The 21,276-nt window shown below is 56.9% G+C and carries 22 protein-coding genes; 6 read left to right on the plus strand and 16 right to left on the minus strand.

Annotation, left to right across the window (positions count from 1 at the left end; all coding sequences use genetic code 11):
* Nucleotides 1-4: 4 nt before the first annotated feature.
* From BN1134_RS12890 to BN1134_RS12915, 6 genes are read right to left on the minus strand one after another with little or no spacing between them, the layout of a single operon-like run.
* Nucleotides 5-3,289, minus strand: coding sequence for a type I restriction endonuclease subunit R (locus BN1134_RS12890; protein WP_042047689.1), 3,285 nt, complete (start codon nucleotides 3,287-3,289; stop codon nucleotides 5-7).
* On the minus strand, nucleotides 3,286-4,305 hold the full coding sequence (locus BN1134_RS12895) for a virulence RhuM family protein (protein WP_042047690.1): 1,020 nt from the start codon (nucleotides 4,303-4,305) through the stop codon (nucleotides 3,286-3,288). The genes BN1134_RS12890 and BN1134_RS12895 overlap by 4 nt, the downstream gene beginning before the upstream one ends.
* A gap of 13 nt (nucleotides 4,306-4,318) precedes the next feature.
* Nucleotides 4,319-5,017 (minus strand): UPF0149 family protein, encoded by a 699-nt coding sequence (locus tag BN1134_RS12900; protein ID WP_042047691.1) that lies wholly within the window; start codon nucleotides 5,015-5,017, stop codon nucleotides 4,319-4,321.
* Entirely contained in the window at nucleotides 5,014-6,216 is a 1,203-nt protein-coding gene (locus BN1134_RS12905) for a restriction endonuclease subunit S (RefSeq protein WP_042047692.1), read from the minus strand. The genes BN1134_RS12900 and BN1134_RS12905 overlap by 4 nt, the downstream gene beginning before the upstream one ends.
* Entirely contained in the window at nucleotides 6,206-7,771 is a 1,566-nt protein-coding gene (locus BN1134_RS12910) for a type I restriction-modification system subunit M (RefSeq protein WP_042047693.1), read from the minus strand. The genes BN1134_RS12905 and BN1134_RS12910 overlap by 11 nt, the downstream gene beginning before the upstream one ends.
* A gap of 39 nt (nucleotides 7,772-7,810) precedes the next feature.
* On the minus strand, nucleotides 7,811-8,407 hold the full coding sequence (locus tag BN1134_RS12915; protein ID WP_232300644.1) for a restriction endonuclease subunit S: 597 nt from the start codon (nucleotides 8,405-8,407) through the stop codon (nucleotides 7,811-7,813).
* Nucleotides 8,408-8,655: 248 nt separating this feature from the next.
* Here BN1134_RS12915 and BN1134_RS12920 point away from each other — a divergent pair, with 248 nt between their 5' ends.
* The 4 genes from BN1134_RS12920 to repC are packed head-to-tail and all read left to right on the plus strand — an operon-like array spanning nucleotide 8,656 to nucleotide 10,675.
* Nucleotides 8,656-8,991, plus strand: a complete 336-nt coding sequence (locus tag BN1134_RS12920; protein WP_042047733.1) for a helix-turn-helix domain-containing protein — start codon at nucleotides 8,656-8,658, stop codon at nucleotides 8,989-8,991.
* Nucleotides 8,992-8,998: 7 nt separating this feature from the next.
* Nucleotides 8,999-9,481 (plus strand): AAA family ATPase, encoded by a 483-nt coding sequence (locus BN1134_RS20185; RefSeq protein ID WP_232300645.1) that lies wholly within the window; start codon nucleotides 8,999-9,001, stop codon nucleotides 9,479-9,481.
* On the plus strand, nucleotides 9,478-9,849 hold the full coding sequence (locus tag BN1134_RS20190) for a helicase RepA family protein (RefSeq protein WP_232300646.1): 372 nt from the start codon (nucleotides 9,478-9,480) through the stop codon (nucleotides 9,847-9,849). Before BN1134_RS20185 ends, BN1134_RS20190 begins: the two co-directional genes overlap by 4 nt.
* A 46-nt stretch (nucleotides 9,850-9,895) precedes the next feature.
* Complete coding sequence (repC, locus tag BN1134_RS12930) at nucleotides 9,896-10,675, plus strand: replication protein C, IncQ-type (RefSeq protein WP_232300647.1); 780 nt, start codon at nucleotides 9,896-9,898, stop codon at nucleotides 10,673-10,675.
* Between the two features lie 114 nt (nucleotides 10,676-10,789).
* Here repC and BN1134_RS19740 read toward each other — a convergent pair whose 3' ends face one another.
* The 10 genes from BN1134_RS19740 to BN1134_RS12965 form a co-directional block, all read right to left on the minus strand.
* Nucleotides 10,790-10,963 (minus strand): hypothetical protein, encoded by a 174-nt coding sequence (locus tag BN1134_RS19740; RefSeq protein WP_156991768.1) that lies wholly within the window; start codon nucleotides 10,961-10,963, stop codon nucleotides 10,790-10,792.
* 6 nt (nucleotides 10,964-10,969) lie between these two features.
* Nucleotides 10,970-12,109 carry a site-specific integrase gene (locus tag BN1134_RS12935; RefSeq protein WP_042047696.1) on the minus strand — a complete coding sequence of 380 codons (1,140 nt, stop codon included), beginning with the start codon at nucleotides 12,107-12,109 and terminating at the stop codon, nucleotides 10,970-10,972.
* Nucleotides 12,110-12,271: 162 nt separating this feature from the next.
* Nucleotides 12,272-13,633, minus strand: a complete 1,362-nt coding sequence (gene mnmE / locus BN1134_RS12940; RefSeq protein ID WP_042047697.1) for a tRNA uridine-5-carboxymethylaminomethyl(34) synthesis GTPase MnmE — start codon at nucleotides 13,631-13,633, stop codon at nucleotides 12,272-12,274.
* Between the two features lie 80 nt (nucleotides 13,634-13,713).
* Nucleotides 13,714-15,348 (minus strand): membrane protein insertase YidC, encoded by a 1,635-nt coding sequence (gene yidC, locus BN1134_RS12945; RefSeq protein WP_042047698.1) that lies wholly within the window; start codon nucleotides 15,346-15,348, stop codon nucleotides 13,714-13,716.
* 5 nt (nucleotides 15,349-15,353) lie between these two features.
* Nucleotides 15,354-15,602, minus strand: coding sequence for a membrane protein insertion efficiency factor YidD (yidD, locus tag BN1134_RS19330; RefSeq protein WP_084214801.1), 249 nt, complete (start codon nucleotides 15,600-15,602; stop codon nucleotides 15,354-15,356).
* On the minus strand, nucleotides 15,569-15,925 hold the full coding sequence (gene rnpA, locus BN1134_RS12950) for a ribonuclease P protein component (protein ID WP_042047699.1): 357 nt from the start codon (nucleotides 15,923-15,925) through the stop codon (nucleotides 15,569-15,571). The genes yidD and rnpA overlap by 34 nt, the downstream gene beginning before the upstream one ends.
* The gene (gene rpmH / locus BN1134_RS19335) at nucleotides 15,925-16,059 is read right to left on the minus strand and encodes a 50S ribosomal protein L34 (RefSeq protein ID WP_005307156.1); all 135 of its coding nucleotides are present in this window, start codon (nucleotides 16,057-16,059) and stop codon (nucleotides 15,925-15,927) included. Before rpmH ends, rnpA begins: the two co-directional genes overlap by 1 nt.
* A 264-nt stretch (nucleotides 16,060-16,323) precedes the next feature.
* On the minus strand, nucleotides 16,324-17,058 hold the full coding sequence (locus BN1134_RS12955) for an amino acid ABC transporter ATP-binding protein (protein WP_042047700.1): 735 nt from the start codon (nucleotides 17,056-17,058) through the stop codon (nucleotides 16,324-16,326).
* Between the two features lie 10 nt (nucleotides 17,059-17,068).
* On the minus strand, nucleotides 17,069-17,737 hold the full coding sequence (locus BN1134_RS12960) for an amino acid ABC transporter permease (protein ID WP_156991769.1): 669 nt from the start codon (nucleotides 17,735-17,737) through the stop codon (nucleotides 17,069-17,071).
* Nucleotides 17,738-18,493, minus strand: a complete 756-nt coding sequence (locus BN1134_RS12965; RefSeq protein ID WP_156991771.1) for an amino acid ABC transporter substrate-binding protein — start codon at nucleotides 18,491-18,493, stop codon at nucleotides 17,738-17,740. It abuts the gene before it with no gap.
* A 294-nt stretch (nucleotides 18,494-18,787) separates the two neighbouring features.
* Here BN1134_RS12965 and dnaA point away from each other — a divergent pair, with 294 nt between their 5' ends.
* Both dnaA and dnaN read left to right on the plus strand, forming a co-directional pair.
* Nucleotides 18,788-20,155, plus strand: coding sequence for a chromosomal replication initiator protein DnaA (dnaA, locus tag BN1134_RS12970; protein WP_042047703.1), 1,368 nt, complete (start codon nucleotides 18,788-18,790; stop codon nucleotides 20,153-20,155).
* 15 nt (nucleotides 20,156-20,170) lie between these two features.
* Nucleotides 20,171-21,274 (plus strand): DNA polymerase III subunit beta, encoded by a 1,104-nt coding sequence (dnaN, locus tag BN1134_RS12975; protein WP_042047704.1) that lies wholly within the window; start codon nucleotides 20,171-20,173, stop codon nucleotides 21,272-21,274.
* The last annotated feature ends 2 nt before the right edge of the window (nucleotides 21,275-21,276 follow it).

Below are 21,276 nucleotides of genomic sequence, written 5' to 3' on the forward strand. Positions count from 1 at the left end.
GCAGTTACATCCCACTGTGACCAACTCGGGTAATCTGCACGACCATTTCCACCATGCGCTTGGCTTGATCCATGCCACAGCCGATGGCCTTGCACTCGGTGAACAGCAATGGCAGCAGCTTCTTGCGAATATCGGCCTCAATATTTTGCGGGTTGATAGAGTGTTCGGCGACCGAGGCATCAACCAACCGGTCGATCTCGAAAGCGAGTTTGACCCACTTTTCTTCAACCTGAGCATCCTGGCTGTCAAACAGTTGTGGAAGGTTCTTTTTGAATACACCGAAGTAGGCCTGAGCATGGCGGTTAGTGCCAAACGCATCAGGCATATCGTTCAGGCGGCGTTCCTGTACCTGCTCTTCAAACTCGCGGAACAGCATGTACTGCTTGAGAGGGTGATCAAACAGTTTTTCCGCCTCTTCAATGGCGAGGCGCAACAAGGTTGAGAAAGACTCCTGAGCATAAGGGTCATCCCTGAGATCCTGCTCAATCATGCGCGTGGCGCGAGTCTTTATGATGTCAGTCTCGTTGCGGGTCTTCTCTTTGCTCCACTCTTCCGGCGGTTTTTGCAGTCCCATCTTGCCGACTTCATACACACCACCGGGCTCTTTGACCTCGACACCAACCACATGCTTGTCGAGCAGCATTTTCACCTGCTGGGCATACTCGTCGTAGTCGACTCGTTCACCTGCATCCTGTTGCACGGTTTGCCGCAGGCTGGAGAACTGTTGCAGCGTCTCTTTGTAATGGCGGCGATCCGCTTCGGTAAAGGCGGTGTCCTCGAAGAACGAGGCTGACTGTAGAGCTACTTTCAGGCAACTGGCAAAGCGGGAGAGTGCCTCATAGAAGTCTTCACGCACCTTGATATGCACATCCACCAGTTCTCCCTCTACCTCTTCCATTCGGGGTACCAGCACCTGGCGCAGTTGCTCTATGTCCTGCTTGTTCTTTACCCCAGCAAAGATGTTCCACAGGTCCTTGTAGAGCTGTGGCAGGCGCTTGTATTCAGAGCTCATCTGGTTGTAGAGGCCGGCGATGTCGTCAAGGTCGTAGCCACCCTGAGTGCGTGAGGCGAGATCCTGATACTTGGCGATAGTGGTATCTAGCTCCGAGAGAATGCCGCGGTAGTCGATGAGCAAGCCAAACTCTTTGTCCGGGTGCAGCCGGTTGACCCGGGCGATGGCCTGGATCAGGTTGTGCTCCTTTAAGGGTTTGTCGATGTAAAGCACCGTATTCTTGGGCTCATCGAAACCGGTCAGTAACTTGTCTACCACGATCAAGAGCTTGAGCGGATCATCCTTGTCGGCGAAGCGTTCGATAATCTGCTTGGTGTAGAGCTGCTCATCCTGGCTACCCACGTTATCTTTCCACCACTGCACGACCAGAGGGAGGGTTGATTCATCAACATCGGTATTGCCCTCCCGGCTATCGGGGGAGCTGATAACAATGGCGGATTCGAACAAGCCAACCTCATCGAGATATTGCTTGTACTTGATGGCGGAAGACTTACTGTCGCAGGCGAGCTGACCTTTCAGCCCTTCCGGAATGTTCTTGTCGAAGTGTTCGGCTATGTCGCGAGCGATAAGCTGGAGCCGGTCATCGGCTTTGTAGAGCTCGCCTTTGCGCGTGTATTTGCGCTTCAGGTCAGCCTTTTGCTCCTCGGTCAGCTTGGTTGAAATGCGGTTAAAACCGGCATCAATCGCCCTGTCGTTCACATCGAGATCCGGGATGCGTTCTTCATAGAGCAGGGGGGTGACCGCCTTGTCCTCAACGGCTCGCTGCATGGTGTAAGCGTGCAGGATGGGGCCAAACTTGTTGGTCGTTTTGTCGTTTTTCAGCAGCGGAGTGCCGGTAAAGGCCACAAAGGCGGCATTGGGCAGGGCCAGTTGCATGCGAATGTTGTTTTCGCCCCCCTGGCTACGGTGCCCCTCATCAATCAGCACGATGAGGTCCGGGCTCTTGTTGACGCACTCAGGTAATTTGGTGGCAGTGTTGAACTTCTGGATCAGCGAGAAAATGATGCGCTCGGTACCCTTGCCAATTTGCTCGGCCAGTCGCTTGCCCGAGGTGGCCATCGCCGCGTCCTTGTCCTTCTTGCCAGCCAGTTCACCACTGGATGAGAAGGTCTTGCTGAGCTGGCTTTCGAGATCCACCCGGTCGGTCACGACAATGATGCGGCACGCTTTAAGCGCATCATGCAAGATCATCGCCTTGCTCAGGAAGACCATGGTGAACGACTTGCCTGATCCTGTGGTGTGCCAGATCACCCCGCCTTGGCGGCCGCCATCAGGGCGCTTGTGGCTGATCCGCTCGATCAGTCGCTTGATGCCGAACACCTGCTGATAGCGGGCCACTATCTTGCCGGCCTTCTTGTCAAACACGGTAAACAGACGGGTCATCTCCAGCAGCCGATCTGGTGACAGCAGGCTGATAAGCAGCCGATCCTGGTCCGTCACCGCCAACTCGCCTGCGGCCAATAGGGTCTGGTACCAATCCAGTGTGGCCGGTGGACGATGATCAAATAGTGTCGAGAGGGTATCTTGGGGAATCGGCCGATTCTTGATCTCGGCCATCTGCGCGTCGCTTATGTCCTCTTCACGCCAGGCTGCCCAGAATTTTTCCGGTGTGCCGCAGGTGCCATAGCGTCCTTCGATACCGCTGATGGAAAGCAGCAACTGGCTATAGGCGAACAACAGCGGGATCTCACCGTGTAGCTGGTTGCGAATAGTCTGGGAGATCCCCTCCTTGATGGTAGGTCCCTTCTTGGCGTTGCTATCCGGGCGTTTCGCCTCGATCACCGCCAATGGCAGGCCATTGACGAAGCAGACGATATCGGGGCGACGCGACTCTATACCACTGGCTCGGGTGACGTGAAACTCTTCGGTAAAGGTGAAGCGGTTATTGTGCGGGTGATGCCAGTCGATCAGGGCAATGGTCGGGTTCACCTTCTTGCCGTCAATGAATTCGGTGACCGACATGCCATAGAGCAAATGGTTATAGATCCGTTCATTGGCGGTCATCAGCCCTTCGTTAAGCGCTGGAGTACACAGCTCACTCACCAGATTATCGACCGACTTGGCCGAGAGCGGATACCTCTTGCCAGCATACACAAAGGCGCGCTTGCTCAGCTCCTCGCGCAGAATCTGGCTCAGCACGACCTGGTCATATTTATTGTTACGGGCTGCCAGCGCCTGCTTGGGGGGCAGAAAAGTCCAGCCCAGCTGGGTCAGCAGGGTCAGGGCCGGGATCTTGGCGCTGAACTCTTCCTGGAATTTTGGCACGGGGTGAGTCATGGCCTGTCCTTGTGTTGCTTGCTCATACGCTCGGCGAGCTGTTCCAACTCACGCAGTTCTTTTTGATCTTCGGCTATGGCTTCTTGCTGCTTGCGCTGACGGTCAAATGCTTCGTATCGCTCATAGGCGATTTGTTCCATCTGCTTGCGGCTGACCTGACCAGCATTAGCCAGCAGCGGTTGCTCATTGAAGGTCATAAACTTGTCGAGGTAGTCACGCCACTCTTTGATGCGCAGGTGTTGTCTGCTTTTGGCCCGGAATTCGGCAAAGTCGAAGAACATGCTGACCAGCCTATTCAACTGCTCCAGCTCCTCTCCCTGCAGGTAGTTTTTCGCTATGACGACATCGGCCTTACGTACCCGTTTCCCGGCAAAACTGCGGAGATTCATATTGGGTTGCCCCGGATCGGCGCGCAGAACGATCAGCTCGGCGGCGGTGTGGCCCGTGACGGCATAAAACAGCTTGTTTTGTACCTCGGCAAACAGCAACTGGGTCTCTTGCTCGCTGGCTCGATAATCTTCTGCCAAGGTGAACAGGTCACGAACCTTCTGATAGAAGCGCTTCTCCGATGAACGTATGTCGCGGATGCGCTCGAGCAGTTCATCGAAGTAATCCCACTTGGGATCCTTAAGGCGCTCGTCATCCATGGCGAACCCCTTGGTGAGGTATTCACCAAGTGTTCGTGTAGCCCATTGGCGGAATTGGGTGCCTCTAGTCGAGCGTACCCGATAGCCGATAGCGACGATCATCGGCAGGGCATAGAGTTGCAGTCGCCGCCTGACTTGACGCGCTCCCTCAGTTTTAACTGTCAAGTCTTCCTTGACGGTTAGATTTTGAACAAGCTCGCCCTCATCCAGAATGTTCTGAACATGCAAACTGATATTTTGTTTGGTGGTCTGATAGAGCTCGGCGATCTCCTGCTGGGTTAGCCATACCTGACCTCCTAGCTCACGTAGTACAAGTTGGGACTCGCCATCGTCGGTGGTATAGAGGATCAGATCATTGCTGCTATTCATCCCGGGCTCCTGGTTAATGCAAACAGCACTGTTTGAACTTCTTGCCGCTGCCACAGGGGCAGGGGTCATTGCGCCCGATCTTGGGGGCCGCTCTAACCGGCAGGGTTACTGGTGTGAGGGCTGGTGCGACTATCGGCGCTGTGCTTGGCCCCCGTTGGGCCAGAAAATGGGCGTGCAGTCGCAAGGCGGCGGGGCCCACCTCTGCCACGCTCTGCTGATGTTCCGGTAGCGACAGGCTGGCAAGCAGTGGCAATTGGTCATCGCTGCCATGCAGGCGGATCACCTCAAGCCAGGTATCCAGGTCCTCTGGCAAGGCTGGCCAGTTTCCCAGTGCCATGCCACGCAGATAGCCAAAGCACCACTCCTCGGCGTTGCAGATCTCCTGCCCTTCGACATAGTTGGCCATCAGCATTGGGATAAAGTGCTCGGGCTGATAACAGAGGGTATGGGCCAGAATATTCATATGGCCGAGGATCAAATCCAGCGCCCGTTTCATCTCATGCTCGGAAGACCACTCAGGGGGCGTGCCACCCCAGAGTACCGGCCACCACTGGCTGGGTGGCACCAGCTCGGGGCCGGAGAGTACCGCAGTCAGAAAGCCGTCGAGCGCCGACAGACTCAGCATCGAATCGTCGTTGCCATAGTCCATCAGCCGCTGCTCCAACCACTCAACGTCAGCCTCGGTCATGGGGGGAATGGTTACTTTTTTCATGCGGCCACCTCTACCTTGACCCGTCGTTTGCCGGTCAACAGTTGTTGCATCAGGGCCTGTTTCTCCTGCTTTAAGGCGTCGAGCTTTTGTTGTAGCGCAGTAACTTCTTTATCGGCGGTGGACAAGACTGCGGCTATTTTTTGTTGTTCATCAATACTAGGTACTTGCCAGCTAATATTCTTAAAGTGGTTAAATTTCAAATTCCAAGTATCTGAAACAAGGCCTTGAGAATGCCTGTAGAAGATATGGACAAGGGCTGGGAACTTAAATAAATACGCAGCATAAGCAGGACAAACTTTGCTCGTTGGTGTGACAATTGTATAAGCAGGACTAACAATCCCTTCTTTATCTGACAAGCTAGATCGGCCTTGCCACATGCGCATGGTGTTGTAGCCAATGTCATTCACGCAAATTCTACGATACTTTGACTTGTCTTCATTGGAGGTATTTTTTCTACCGGTATCTTCCTGGTAAACAACGCCATCGTCAGCCGTAATCGACAGCAGGGGCAGATCATCCCGGCCAGTTTCAACTCGCTCATTGAACAAACTGCTGAATTTGTACGTTTTCCATTCCCCACTAAACCTAACTCCATTCTTATCCAGCAGGCGTTTTTTGCCGGTAAGCAGTTGCTGCATCAGCGCTTTTTTCTGTTGCTGGCTATTGGCCAGGAGTTGCTCGGTGGTGCTGATCGCCTTATCCCAACTGGAAAGTATTTGGGCGATTTTATTTTGTTCAGGGAGTGGGGCACAAAGAACCTTTACCTTTCTAAGTTCTTCTAATGAGATCTCCTTGAATGTACTTCCTTTGCTCAAGGCATTGACACGATTCAAAATCTTCTCAGAGGCCAGCTGATAATAGTGAAACTGGTTAGAGTGTTCGGCTGAAACGGAAATTCGTGCTGTACCCTGAGTTAAGTTAGCTTCAGGCAAACTAGCTGGAACAATCGCCGATTCACCGATGTTTCCGCGTAGAGAAAATACAATATCACCGGGGTGAACAGATGAACGTCTGTATTTTAAGTGTATTTCCTGGCTAGTTCTTTGTAGCGTGTAAGGATTAATAGTTCCTCTGACGTCTGAACTTTTAATGTAAGGTACGCCATCTGGAACGTGGGGGCCAGCTTGGACAATCCCGTATGAGATTTTTTCTTTTACAATATCCGCTAACGGCTTTGCACTCCATCCATTAGGCACCATATCCCAGCTCCTCCAGATACTTGGCCATCTCGGTTTCTAGCTCGGCTAGTTGTGCTTTTAGTTGTTCCCGCTCGGCACGCACCGCTAGCAGATCGATCTCTTCCTCTTCTTCAAAGGTATCCACATAGCGAGGGATATTGAGGTTGTAATCGTTCTCCTTGATCTCTTTGAGCGAGGCAAGGTAGGCGTATTTATCGACATTGCCGCCATTGCGGTAGGTGGCAACGATCTTGGCGATATTCTCTGGGCTCAGCACGTTCTGGTTCTTGCCCGCTTTGAAGTCGCGGCTGGCGTCGATAAACAGCACGTTGTCGTCCACCTTCTCTTTTTTGAAGATCAGGATGGCGGCGGGGATGCCGGTGCCAAAGAACAGCTTTTCCGGCAGGCCAATCACCGCATCGAGCAGGTTCTCGTCAATCAGCTTTTGGCGGATCTTGCCCTCGCTGGAACCCCGGAACAGCACGCCATGGGGCACCACCACACCCATGCGACCGCTCTTGGGTTTCAGGGTCTCGATCATATGGAGGATAAAGGCGTAATCCCCCTTGGTCTTGGGCGGTATGCCGCGCTTGAAGCGGCCGAATTTATCGTGCTCGGCCTCATCATGTCCCCACTTGTCCAGCGAGAACGGCGGGTTGGCGGTCACGATATCGAAGTGCATCAGATCGCCGTTTTTATCCAGCAGCTTGGGGTTGCGTATAGTGTCGCCCCACTCGATCTTGTGGTTGTCTTCCCCGTGCAGGAACATGTTCATCTTGGCCAGCGACCAGGTGGAGCCGATGGCCTCCTGCCCGTAGAGGGCGTAACGTTTCTGGCCGTGGTTTTGCACCACCTTGCGGCCGCACTTCATCAAGAGCGACCCAGAACCACAGGCGGGATCACAGATAGTATCGCCGAGCTGCGGATCCAGCAGTTCGGCCATCAGATCGGAGACCTCGGGCGGGGTGTAGTACTCGCCAGCCTTCTGGCCGCTGTTGGCGGCAAACTTGCCGATCAGGTACTCGTAGGCGTTGCCAATCACGTCGAGGTTACCGACCCGGCTTGGTTTCAGGTTAAGCTCCGGCTTGGCAAATGCCTCCAGCAGGTAGCGTAGTATGGTGTTCTTCTGCTTCTCTTCACCGAGGCGATCGCTGTTGAAGCTGATGTCCTGAAACACGCTCTTGTTGCCATCTTTGAGCTTGGTGCCGTTGGCTTCTTCGATAGCGTGCAGGCTGACGTCGATGCGCTCGCCGTTACCGGGTTCGAATCGCTTCTCGTACAAGCTGTAAAAGTTAGCCTTGAAGGACTGAACTACCTTGTCATCCTGATCCTTGATTTCGGCGATGGGCAGCACAAAGCGCTCGCTCTTCATCATCTCTTCGATCAGCTCTGGCGCATCGCCGTACTGCTTCTTGTAGCTGTCGTAATGGTCCTGCCAGACATCGGAGATGTACTTCAGGAACAGCATGGTGAGGATGAAATCCTTGTAAGTATCGGGGCTGATGGTGCCACGGAAGATATCGCAGGCATCCCAAACGGTGTTGTTGATAACGTCCTGATTGATCTGTTCGGTCATAAAGGGTGTTTCCTTGGCGTAATAACGGGTATGCGAGCCTCAAGAGGCATCTGCATCGGATGGTTCAAGTAGGCGAGTCGCGATGGCGTGCATCATCTGCTCGCCATTGTGCTGGAGGCGCTGCATCAGTTGGCGCTCCTCCTGCAGCGTGCGAGCTATTGCCAAAATGGTTTGTTGTTCTGCCAGTGATGGAAGCCCAATCAAGGCCTCTTCCAACACCTGGCGGCGAATACTCTTGGTCAGGGTGCCTTCGGCATGCAGTTCGAAGTAACGCTGGCAGGGCTGCTGATTGAGCTGCCAGGCGAGGAACTCCGGTATCAGTGCATCAGATTGTGGCCGCACCACATAAAAGTGGGGGGCCGCTACAGCTGGCAGTGGGGCATGCCGGGTATCAACCAGCACGGCATAGTTTTGGTTGCCCCGCGCCGCCACCAGAATATCCCCGGTTTGCAGCCAGTCCGGCGCTTTCTTGCCTGTTGCCTCACTGCGCACACAGCTTATCCAGTCGACACCGAACTCAGACGAGCAGTCTTTCATCTGCACAACGGCCAGATTCCCCTCGGGATGCTCAGGGATCTTGCCGCGAAACGGATAACCAGCGCTGATAGTGGCGATTTGGTTCAGGTGTAATTTCACAAAAAATCTCGTCATCGCTAATGATGCTGATGCTTAGTGTCTCTGATGAGACTTTGTTTCGTCAATACAAAGCTTGGGTTTTTTTGCATCAACGGCGATGAATCTTAATGTGTGGCTTTCACATGTGAAAGTTTCCCTCCGCAAAAAACGCTCTTGGTGCCCAAATTGGACAACTACAGGCACGAGGATTTCGCCAGACCCCCGATACGCTCTTGCATGCTGATGATTGCTACGAGGAGACCATCTGCATGCGTGAACAAAATCCGCCGCTTTACGGTGAAAACAATGGAGCCATTCTGAAAGAGCTTTATGAGCTGAAACAGCTGGTGCGCCAGCAAGGGCAGGCGCAAAAGGAGGTGCTTTCTGCCGAGGAGTGCGCTGAGTTGCTGGGGGTGTCGGTTAGTTATGTGTACCGGCTGACTAGCGAAAAACGCCTGCCGCATTACAAGCCCCAGGGTAAGAAGATCTACTTTAAGCGAGATGAGCTGCTGGACTGGCTGCTCTCTCACCGTATCTCCCCAGACGCAGAGCTCAATGAGCATGTAGCCAAACGCGTGCGGCAAGCCCGCCATGGGCGGCTGTGAGGCGGGTATGGAGCCGGATCTTATCGCATCTCACTGGCCCCTGGATCTTCAAGCGGCCTTTACCGAACCTCCCAAGCCAATCGACTTTGTTTTGCCGGGGCTGCCGGTGGGCTGTGTCGGAGCCTTGGTATCACCAGGCGGTGCCGGTAAATCCATGCTGGCACTGCAGTTGGCAATGCAGATAGCCGGCGGACCGGACTGGCTTGAGCTTGGCAAGCTGGAACAGGGAGCTGTGCTCTACCTGCCTGCCGAGGACCCTCTGCCAGTGTTACATCACCGGTTATTTGCCTTGGGTCAGAACCTTGATGCAGGGCAGCGTGCGGCGCTTGAACACGACCTTAGGTTGATACCGCTTCAGGGGACCAGCCCCAACCTGTTGGATAGCCAGTGGTTGGAGGTGATTGCCCTTTGGGCTGAGGGCGTGAGGTTGATCGTTATCGACACCCTGCGGCGTTTTCATGATACGACGAGAACGTGGCAAGTGCCATGACGCAGGTGCTGGGTCAGTTGGAACGGCTGGCCATGGGGCAGGGATGCGCCGTGCTGTTTTTGCACCACACCAGCAAGCTGGCAGCCTTCCAGGAGGTTGGCGATCAGCAGCAGGCCAGCCGTGGTTCGTCTGTGCTGGTAGACAATGTGCGTTGGCAGGGCTACCTCGCCACCATGACCAGGAAGGAGGCGCAGCAGCTGAGCTTGTCGGCACAGCAGAGCCATCGCTACGTGCGGTTTGGGGTTAGTAAAAGCAACTATGTTCTGCCGTTACCAGAGCGCTGGCTGGTGCGGGGGGAAGGTGGCGTGCTGCGCCCTGCCAGGTTGGACGTAGCACGCCGAGCGGGAGGCAAGCGTGCCTTGCTTTGAACTAACTCATGCCCGGCACGACCATATGCACTGTCTGGCGCCAGGATTGTTCAGAGCCATCTCTCGTGGCCAGCGCCGCCGAGACAAGCTGGATGTGGTGTATCGATTCGGTGGGGGCAATCAGATTGAGTTTTCCGGGCCAGAACCCTTGGGGGCTGACGATTTGCGCGTACTTCAAGGGTTGGTTGCCCTGGCTGGTATCGAGGACTACAGCGCCATCATCGAACCCATTGCCGCTACCGGGGAGGGCAACACCTTGCGGACCCTGCTAGAGCCTCGCTGGGCAGCCAATCAGCAACGCGTCTTGGTGGTCAAAAGCAGCCTGCGCAAACTGGCCAAGGAGATAGGCTACGCCAACCCTCGTGACACCAATACAGTGCGCCGCTGTGTCGAGCGGTTGTGGAAGGTGTCGGTGATAGCCCAGGTGGCTGGCCAGCGCAGCGGTTTTCGTCTGCTTGCGAACTATGCCAGCGACGCCCTGACCGATGGGCTCTTTGTGGCGCTTAATCCTTTGCTGACCTCCGCCATTATGGGCACTGGCCGCCATGTTCGTATCGACATGACAGAGGTGCGGCGCCTGAATAGCAGCATCACCAGATTGTTACATCAACGGCTATGTGCCTGGGTCGATGTTGGCCAGAGTAGAGTGGCGCAGTTAGACACCTTGGTTGCTTATGTCTTTCCTGAGGAAGCCAGCATGGCCACCCGCCGCAAGCGGCAATCGCGAGTTCGTAAGGCATTGGATGAGCTGACTGCTTTGGGCTGGTCTATCTGCGAACATGCCAAGGGGCGGTTTACCATCGGCCGGCCTGCACTATCACGATAATGGTCACAGACCATCACGAAAGTGGTCACAAAGCTCACGATAATGGTCACAAACCAATTGAGCGAAACCCAGGTGCTACTTGGGCTGCAGGGCGATCCTGAAATCCGATCTAGATTATCTAAGATCATCTACACCAGCGCTGGGTGGCGCCGGCGCTTTTGTTGGCTCTTCCTGGCCAGGATCCGCTTCTTGCTCTAACTGGTTAAGTATCAGCGCAGCCTGCTGTTTGGCGGCCGCGACCACTTCAGGCTTTTCACTGGCCAGGATCTCGTCGAGGGTGCGTCCCATCTTCTATCACTCCAATACGTTGGGGAAATCCAGCATGGCATCTCTTCGCCGCGATTCAAGGATGTCGGCATAGATCTCGGTAGTTCTCAGCTCACTGTGCCCCAGCAAGCGGGAGAGGGCATAGATATCGACGCCGCGGTTAAGCTGGATGACGGCAAAGGAATGACGTGCGCTGTGGAAGGTGACCTTCTTGGTGATCCCGGCCTGCAACGCCCACCGGGTGAGCTCCATGTTGTGCCAAGCCGAGTACTTGAGGCCCTTGAAGATTCGCTCAGATGTCTTGCCTGGGCGCCCCATCAGCTGCATCGCCATGTCATTCAAATCCAGGTATTGCAGGCCGCTAGTCTTCTTCTGGGTGAAGACGATTCGGTAATGGCCGTAGAAGGGCTCAAGCTCTGCCCAAGTCAGCTTATGAATGTCGGACCAGCGCAAGCCAGTGCAGCAGGAGAACAGAAAGGCGCGCTTAAGAACGTCGTAGCGGCATTCGGCCTGGGCCAGGGCTCGTACCTCGTCTTCGGTCAGGTAAACGCGCTTGTTCTTCTCTCCCTGGATGACTTTGACGCGTCGTACCGGATTATCCATCAGCAGCCGCTCCTGCTCTGCTTGGTTCAGGGCTGCCCTCAACTTGTTGAAGTAGGCACTTTGGGTGTTGCGGCTCAGTGGCGTGCCGCTTTTGGTGCGGGCCTTGTGCATCAGGTAGTGCCGAAAACCCTCCAGGAACAGCTGATCGACCTCCTCGAAAGTCAAATCAGGCAGTTTATGGTACTGGCGCAAATGCTTGAGGGTAGACACCCAGATGGAATAGTTGCTCTTGCTGCCTGCCGCCTTTTGGTCGGTCACTTCCTGGAAGTACTCAAAGAAGCTGGCCTTGTGGGCGCTCGATAAATCCAGGTGGTGTTTGCCGGTCTCGTATTCGAAGAGCCGCTTGGCGCGAATGGCTTCGGCTGCTCGCTGGGTTTCTTTGTTGTGAAGCCGCTGTGCCGGGGTACGCGGCTTGTCGTACAGGAAGAGATCCAGGCTCTCTCTGCTGCGCTTGTGCTTGCGGATGCCTGTGGCGGGGTCAAGGTAGGAGCCGGCATAGTAGGTTAAGCGCGCAGTGCGCTTGCCTTCGGCGTCCGGTGCGCGGTATTCGATGCTGATCTTCATGAGTGTCCCCCAAAAGTACCCCAAGAGGTTACTTCGGGGTACTCTCGGGGTAAATTCTCACGAAACAAGATCAGGCAAGAACAGCCAGTAAAAAACAAAATACATTATTTACAATGCCTTATGTTCTTTCTGGCTGCTTTTTATTGCTGATTTTTCACCACATTACTTGCCGATGCAAAAACTCGAGAAGATGCGGCTGAGCAGGTCATCGGAGCTGAACTCGCCGGTGATCTCGGAGAGGGACTCCTGCGCCAGGCGCAGCTCCTCGGCCACCAGCTCGCCGGCCACGAACACCTCGAGCTGCTCCTTGGCCACCAGCAGACGCTCGGCGGCGCGCTCCAGGGCGTCGAGGTGGCGGCGACGGGCCATGAAGCCGCCTTCAGTGTTGCTTTGAAAACCCATGATGGCTTTGAGGTGCTCGCGCAGGGCGGGCAGCCCCAGCTCGGTCTTGGCCGAGATGCGGTAGACGGCGTGGCCATGCTCCTGGCTGGGGGCGAGATCCTCGCCGGTCAGATCGGCCTTGTTGCGCACCACGGTGAGGCCGATATGGGCCGGCAGGCGGTCGATAAAGTCGGGCCAGATGGCGCGCGGGTCGACTGCGTCTGTGGTGGTGCCATCGACCATGAACAGCACCCGGTCGGCTTGTTCGATCTCGGCCCAGGCGCGCTCGATGCCGATCCGCTCCACCTGATCCTCGGTGTCGCGCAGGCCGGCGGTATCGATGATGTGCAGCGGCATGCCGTCGATGTGGATGTGCTCGCGCAGCACGTCGCGGGTGGTGCCGGCAATCTCGGTGACGATGGCCGACTCCCGCCCGGCCAGGGCGTTGAGCAGACTCGACTTGCCGGCGTTGGGGCGGCCGGCGATCACCACCTTCATCCCCTCGCGCAGCAGGGCGCCCTGCTTTGCTTGTGAGCGCACACTATCAAGGTCGTCCATGATGGCGTAGAGATCGCCCGCCACCTTGCCATCGGAGAGGAAGTCGATCTCCTCATCCGGGAAGTCGATGGCGGCCTCCACATAGATGCGCAGGCGGATCAGGCTCTCTACCAGCGTCTGGATGCGGCTGGAGAACTGCCCCTGCAACGAGTGCATGGCACTGCGGGCTGCCTGTTCGCTGGAGGCCTCGATGAGATCGGCGATCGCCTCGGCCTGAGCCAGATCCAGCTTGTCGTTGAGGAAGGCGCGTTCGCTGAACTCGCCGGGCCGGGCCGGGCGCAGCCCTTCAATCGCCAGGATGCGGCGCATCAGCATGTCGAGGATGACCGGGCCGCCGTGGCCTTGCAGCTCCAGCACGTCTTCGCCGGTGAAGCTATTGGGGGCCTTGAACAGCAGGGCGATGCCCTGGTCGAGCACCGCGCCACTGGTATCCATGAAGGGCAGGTATTCGGCGTAGCGCACCCGTGGCTGCTTGCCGAGCACCAGCTCGGCGACCCGTTCGGCGAGCGGGCCGGAGACGCGCAGTATGCCCACGCCGCCGCGGCCGGGAGGGGTGGCCTGGGCCACGATAGTGTCTGTACTCATGAATCTTCTCTCCGTCCTGATGCGGCACATTGTAATAAAAAAGGCGGCCAGAAGGCCGCCTTTTATCGTCAGGTTCAGGGTCAGCTGCGGGTGTGCAGGCCCTTCTTCTCCAGCTGACGGTAGATGATGGTCTGCTGGGTGATGGAGATGATGTTACTCACCAGCCAGTAGAGGGTCAGACCCGCCGGGAACCAGAGGAACATGAAGGTGAAGATGATCGGCATGAAGTTCATCACCTTCTGCTGCATCGGATCGGTCACCGTGGTCGGGCTCATCTTCTGCAGGAACCACATGGAGGCCCCCATCAGCAGCGGCAGCACGAAGTAGGGGTCCTTGACCGACAGGTCATGGATCCACAGGGCGAACGGGGCGTGACGCAGCTCGACGGATTCCATCAGGGTCCAGTAGAGGGCGATGAAGATGGGCATCTGGATCAGGATCGGGAAGCAGCCGCCGAGCGGGTTGACCTTCTCCTTCTTGTAGAGCTCCATCATGCCCTGGGACATCTTCTGGCGATCGTCACCGAAGCGCTCGCGCAGGGCCGCCAGCTTGGGCTGCAGCATACGCATCTTGGCCATGGAGGTGTACTGGGCCTTGGTCAGCGGGTACATCAGGCCGCGCACCACCAGGGTCACCATGATGATGGCCACACCCCAGTTACCGACAAACTTCTGCAAGAAGGTCAGCAACCAGTGCAGCGGCTGGGCGATGAACCAGAGCCAGCCGTAGTCGACGGTCAGATCCAGATGGCTGGCTACGACGGCCATCTTGTCTTGCAGCTTGGGACCCACCCACAGCTTGCCGTCCACTTCACCTTGGGCACCGGCGGCGATATCCACCATGGGGGCCTTGTAACCGATGATGGCTTGCTGGCTGTTGTCGACCACACGGGTATAGAAGGTGTTGGTCTGGTCAGCTTGCGGAGCCCAGGCGGCCACGAAGTAGTGTTGCAGCATGCCGACCCAGCCACCCTTGGTGGTCTTGTCCAGGTTGGCTTCCTTCATCTCATCGAAGGTGTACTTCTTGTAGCGGGTGTCTTCGGTGGAGAAGGCGCCACCACGGTAGGCGCTGGCCACCATGGCGTGACCCTGCTGGCCTTCCGGCGTGGCGATGGTCTGCTTCAGCTGGCCGTAGAACTGCACCTGAACCGGTTGCTGGCTCTTGTTGTCGACCTTGTAGTCGATGCCGACGGCGTAGTCACCGCGCTTGAGTACGAACTCCTTGGTGAAGGTCACACCCTGGGCGTTGGTCCAGCTCATCGGTACCACCACGCTCTCCTGACCGTCAGCCAGGGTATAGCTGGTCTGCTCGGTGCTGTAGGTCGGGCGGCCCTCGGGGCGGGAATCCGGACCGTCACGGCCAATCAGGCCGCTCTGGGCGGTATAGAGGTGTTTGCCATTCTCCAGCAGGACGAACGGCTGATCCTTGCCCTGTTCCAGGGTGTGGGCCAGCAGCTCAGCCTTGACGATGTCACCGCCCTGGGTGTCCAGGGTCAGCTTGAGTACGTCGGTGGTGACGGTGATCAGCTTGCGTGCGGCATTGGCCTGCTCGGCAATCTGGGGGACGTCAGCGGACTGACCGGCAGGGACAAAATGCTCGGTCTGTGCGGCGACAGTCGGGGCCGGTTTCGGCGCCTTGTCAGCCTCCCACTGTTGCCAGAGCAGAAAGCTCACGAACAGCAGACCGATCAGGAGTAGATTGCGTTGAGATTCCATAGTCGTCAGTTTCTTCGCTTGGGTTGCGGAACCGGGTCATAACCACCCTCGGATAAGGGGTGGCATTTTAATAGACGTTTACTGCCTAACCAAATGCCTTTTATGAAACCGTGAAGTCGGATGGCTTCCATCGCATATTGCGAACAAGTCGGGGTAAAGCGACAACGGGGTCCCAGCAGGGGGCTGATGATCAGTTGATACAGACGTATCAGCTTGATGGCTACCCATTGCAACGGCGTGACAGAGTGCGCCATAGCTTTTCCAGTAACTTGAACAGCTCCTCGTTCGTCATTTCACGCACACCACCCTTGGCGATCACGACGATGTCGATGGCCGGCAGCTGATGTTGCTTGAGACGGAAACTCTCTCTCACCACCCGTTTGAGACGGTTGCGCCAGACGGCACGCTTGAGGGCCTTTTTGGGCACGGCAAGACCGAGTCGGGGATGATCGAGCTGGTTGGGAACGGCAAGGAGGGTTAATTGCGGGGAAGCGGCCCGGACAGGCTCTGCGAAAACACGCTTGAAATGATCGGGAGTTAGCAGACGTAACTCCCGGGGGAAGGTGTGCGTTGGCATTAAACTACCAGGCGGGCACGACCCTTGGCACGACGAGCGGCCAGAACTTTACGACCGTTGGCGGTGGCCATACGAGCGCGGAAACCGTGAGAGCGCTTGCGCTTCAGGTTGGAGGGTTGGAAAGTACGTTTCATGTTTTTCTACCGTCTTAACTGTACAGTTTTGATTGTCACACTTTAGCCGACGCGCCAGCTAACAGCGTGTGACGACTAGCAAAAGAGGCCGAATTCTAAACAGAGTTCGGCTTTTAGTCAATCCGCCGGGGATTGTCGGCTCAACCTTACGGCCTTGCCGAGGCACGATCCCGGTGGATCGCGGGCATCGGATTATACTGGCTACCCGCGCAGGCACAAGGATCCTCTGCGAAAAAAGGCGGCTTTCGCCGCCAAACACAGAGTCTACTTGATGACTTTTCGCAGAAAGGAGCGGGTGCGCGGATCCTTGGGGTCGACCAGGATCTCGCTGGGTGGCCCCTGTTCCACGATGCGTCCCCCCTCCATGAAGATCACCCGATCGGCGACGTCGCGGGCAAACTCCATCTCGTGGGTCACCACCACCATGGTCTGGTGACGGCGCGCGAGTTGTTTCATCAATCCGAGTACTTCATCTACCCACTCGGGATCGAGCGCCGAGGTGGGTTCGTCAAACAGGATGACCTTGGAGTGGGCCGCCATGGCGCGCCCTATGCCCACCCGCTGCTGCTGCCCTCCGGAGAGGGAGGCGGGGTAGGCATCCTTCTTATCTTCGAGCCCGATGTCGCGCAGGATGCCAAGAGCCGTGGCGCTGGCCTCCGCCTTGGGCTGTTTCCACACGGTAATCAGCCCCTCGGCGATGTTTTGCTGCGCCGTCTTGTTGGCAAACAGGGCGTAGTTCTGGAACACGAACGAGGCGCGCTTACGCAGCTCGATGGCCTGACGTTCGCTGGTGTTGGCCAGGTCTAGGGTCAGGTCGTCGATGGCGAGGGTGCCCGCATCCGGGGTCTCGAGCAGGTTGAGGCAACGCAACAGGGTGGACTTACCGGTTCCCGAGGGGCCGATGATGACCACGATCTCGCCCTTGCTCACCTCCAGATCGATGCCATCGAGCACTGTCTTGCCGTCATAGACCTTACGCAGGCCAGTCAGTTTAATCATGGCGGCCTCCTCAGTAAGCCCGGTTCAGGCGCAGCTCGAGCAGGTGCTGCAGCCGGGTAAAGATGATCACCACCACCCAGTAGACCAGGGCCACCGCCATGAAGCTCTCGAAGAAGCGGAAGGAGGAAGAGGCCTCCATCTGCGCCTTGCCCATCATCTCGGCCACACCGAAGGTGAAGGCGAGCGAGGTGCTCTTGATCATGTCGATGAAGTAGTTCATCAGGGACGGCGACGCGATACGGGCCGCCTGGGGCAGTATGATGCGCTGCATCGCCTGCAACCGGCTCATGCCGATGCTGAGGGCGGCCTCCATCTGGCTCTTGTGGATACCGAGGATGGCGGCGCGGATCGACTCGGCCATGTAGGCGGCGAAGTGCAGGGTGAGGCCCACCACGGCGGCGCTGAAGGCGTCCATCCCGACGAAGATCGGGAACACCTGCGGCAGGCCGTAGTAGAGCAAAAACAGCTGGACCAGCAGTGGCGTCCCCCGAAAGAAGGAGATGTAGAGCATGGCCAGCCAGTGGATCACGGGAACGCGAAACACCCGCACTATCGCCAGAACGAGCGACAGGACGAGTGCCAGCGCGAACCCCCACAGGGCCATCTCCATCGTAGTGCCCAAGTATTTGAGCAGGATAGGAAACAGCCCCAGGGTGTAGTCGAGGTCGAACTCCATCATTTATTTGCTGGTGATGTCGGCGGCGAACCATTTTTCGGAGATCTGACGCAGGGTGCCGTCGGCACGCATGGCGCTCAGGGCGTCATCGACCTTCTTCAGCAGCGCCTCTTTCTCCGGCTTTTTCAGGAAGGGCAGGGCGTTTTCCAGGGTCTCAAACGGCTTGCCGGCCTGTTGCAGCGGCAGTTTGGACTCTTTGATGAGCTGGGCGGTGGAGACGCGATCCATCACGAAGGCGTCGATACGGCCCAGGGCGACATCCTGCTCGAAGGCGGAGTCATAGGTGCGGATATCGATCTTCTTCTCGGGATCGTTCTTGCGCAGCAGCTCTTCAAAGTTAGAGCCGAGGTTGACGGCGACCTTCTTGCCGGCCAGATCGGCGAGAGTGTGGATGGTGTCATTGCCCTTGCGCACCACGATCTGGGCACCGTCATAGACGTAAGGCTGGGAGAAGTTGTACTTGGCCTTGCGCTCGTCGGTGATGGTGATCTGGTTGGAGATAGTGTCGATCTTGCCGGTTTCCAGCATGCCAAACAGGCCGGAGAAGCTGGCGGTCACGAACTCGACCTGATCGCCTGTGCGCTTGCCGATCTCGTTCCACATGTCCACTTCGAAGCCTTGCAGCTTGTCCTGCTTGACGAAGGTAAACGGAAAATACTTGCCGGACATACCGACCTTGATGGTTTCTGCCTGGACATTGGCGGACAGGGCGGCCAGCAGAATAGCGGCGCCAGACATCAGCTTGATGGACATGAAGATACCTCTCTGTGTGATGTGTTTTTGTTTATAGTTTTTGGTTCGGTTCTGGAGATATTATTGGAATAAATGTTCTTAAATAAAGACATCTTGGTTATAAGAAATAACCTCATTGCCGGGAGTATGGCAGATGATCCTGCTGTGGGTAACTTTGGGGATGAATCGGGATCCCCTGGTTCGGATCCTTGAAAGTCAAGGATCTTATTTGCCGGATCCGGGCGGGGATCAGCTGGAGATCCCCCACCCAAAAACGTACAATAGCCGGTCTTTGGTCGAACTGTTTTACGGGAGTGTAGAGTGACTGCTTCGCTATGGCAGCAGTGCCTTAACCGGCTGCAAGATGAATTGCCCTCGGCAGAATTCAGCATGTGGATCCGGCCGCTACAAGCGGAGTTGAGTGAAGATACTCTGACCCTGTATGCACCGAACCGTTTCGTTCTGGACTGGGTACGCGACAAGTATCTGATCCGGGTTAACGGCATCATCAAGGAGCTGTGCGGCGTCGATGGCCCCGCGCTGCGCTTCGACATTGGCAGCCGTGCTCAACCGGTGATCCACCGGCCGCCCGTGCGCGGCACGACGCCTGTGCATAACCCGCAGAAGAGCTGGGATAACAAGCCGGACACCAAGCCCGAACCGAATCACAAGAGCAACACCAACGTGAATTACACCTTCGACAATTTCGTCGAAGGTAAGTCGAACCAGCTGGCCCGCGCTGCGGCTCGCCAGGTGGCCGACAATCCGGGTGGTGCCTATAACCCGCTGTTTCTCTATGGCGGGACCGGCCTCGGTAAGACCCACCTGCTGCACGCGGTGGGCAATGCGATCAAAGATCGCAAGCAGGATGCCAAGGTCATCTACATGCATTCCGAGCGTTTCGTACAGGACATGGTGAAGGCGTTGCAGAACAATGCCATCGAGGAGTTCAAGCGCTACTACCGTAGCGTGGATGCGCTGCTCATCGATGACATCCAGTTCTTCGCCAACAAGGAGCGCTCCCAGGAGGAGTTCTTCCATACCTTCAACGCCCTGCTCGAAGGCAACCAGCAGATCATCCTCACCTCCGATCGTTATCCCAAGGAGATCGACGGGGTGGAGGACAGGCTCAAGTCCCGTTTCGGCTGGGGTCTGACCGTGGCGATCGAGCCGCCGGAGCTGGAGACCCGTGTCGCCATCCTGATGCGCAAGGCCGAAGAGAATAAGATGCACCTGCCCGATGAGGTGGCCTTCTTTATCGCCAAGCGGCTGCGTTCTAACGTGCGCGAGCTGGAAGGGGCGCTCAACCGGGTCATTGCCAACGCCAACTTTACCGGCCGCGCCATCAATATCGACTTCGTGCGCGAGGCGCTGCGCGACCTGCTGGCGTTGCAGGAGAAGCTGGTCACTATCGACAATATCCAGAAGACGGTGGCCGAGTATTACAAAATCAAGGTGGCGGATCTGCTCTCCAAGCGTCGCTCCCGCTCAGTGGCTCGCCCGCGTCAGCTCGCCATGGCGCTCGCCAAGGAGCTGACCAATCACAGCCTGCCTGAGATCGGTGACGCCTTCGGTGGTCGTGACCACACCACAGTCCTGCACGCCTGCCGCAAGATCGAGCAGCTGCGTGAGGAGAGTCACGACATCAAGGAAGATTATTCCAACCTGATCCGCACCCTCTCTTCCTGACAACGGAGAACACAGATGCAGCTCGAAATCAGCCGCGAGGCCCTGTTACGTCCCCTGCAACTGGTGTCCGGCGCCCTCGGTGGCCGACCGACCCTGCCGATCCTCGGTAACGTGCTGCTCAATGTGAGCGATGGCTTACTCTCGCTGACAGGCACGGATTTAGAGGTTGAGATGATTGGTCAGGTGCCACTCATTGGCGCGAGTCAAGATGGCCGCACCACGGTGCCGGCGCGCAAGCTGCTGGATATCTGCCGCGGCTTGCCGGAAGGGGCCGACATTCACCTCACCACCGAGGGGGAGCGCCTGATCATCCGTTCCGGCCGCTCTCGCTTCAATCTCTCCACCCTGCCGGCCAATGAATACCCGAACATCGAGGATTGGGAATCCGTGCTCGAGTTCGACATCAGCCAGATGGAACTCAAGCGCCTCATTGAGGCGACCCAGTTCTCCATGGCCAGCCAGGATGTGCGTTACTACCTCAACGGCATGTTGTTCGAAACCGAGGGGCAGGGGTTGCGTACCGTGGCCACTGATGGCCACCGTCTCGCCACCTGCCGTCGTGAAGTGGTAGAGAATCCGCTGCCCGATCATCAGGTTATTTTGCCGCGTAAAGGGGTGCTCGAGCTGGTGCGTCTGCTGGAGGCGGAAGACAAGCCGGTTCGTCTGCAAGTCGGTCGCAGCAACCTGCGTGCCGTGCTCGATGGGTTCATCTACACCTCCAAGTTGGTGGATGGCCGTTTCCCGGATTGGCGCCGCGTCATCCCGCGTGGCGGCGACAAGGCGCTCATCTCCGGCCGTGAGGATTTGCGCCAGGCCTTTGCCCGTGCCGCCATCCTCTCCAACGAGAAGTTTCGTGGTGTGCGTCTGAACCTGCAGGAGAACCTGCTGCGTATCACCGCCAATAACCCGGAGCAGGAAGAGGCAGAAGAGCTGCTCGATGTTCAGTACGATGCCTCCGAGCTGGAGATTGGTTTCAACGTCTCGTATGTGCTCGACGTGCTGAATACGTTAAAATGCGAGCAGATTCGGATCAGCCTGAGCGACTCCGTCAGCAGTGCCATCATTGAGGACCTGGAGAGCCAGGACGCCCAATACGTGGTCATGCCGATGCGGATCTAGCC

Source organism: Aeromonas simiae (assembly GCF_000820125.1).
GTDB classification, from domain to species: Bacteria; Pseudomonadota; Gammaproteobacteria; order Enterobacterales; family Aeromonadaceae; genus Aeromonas; species Aeromonas simiae.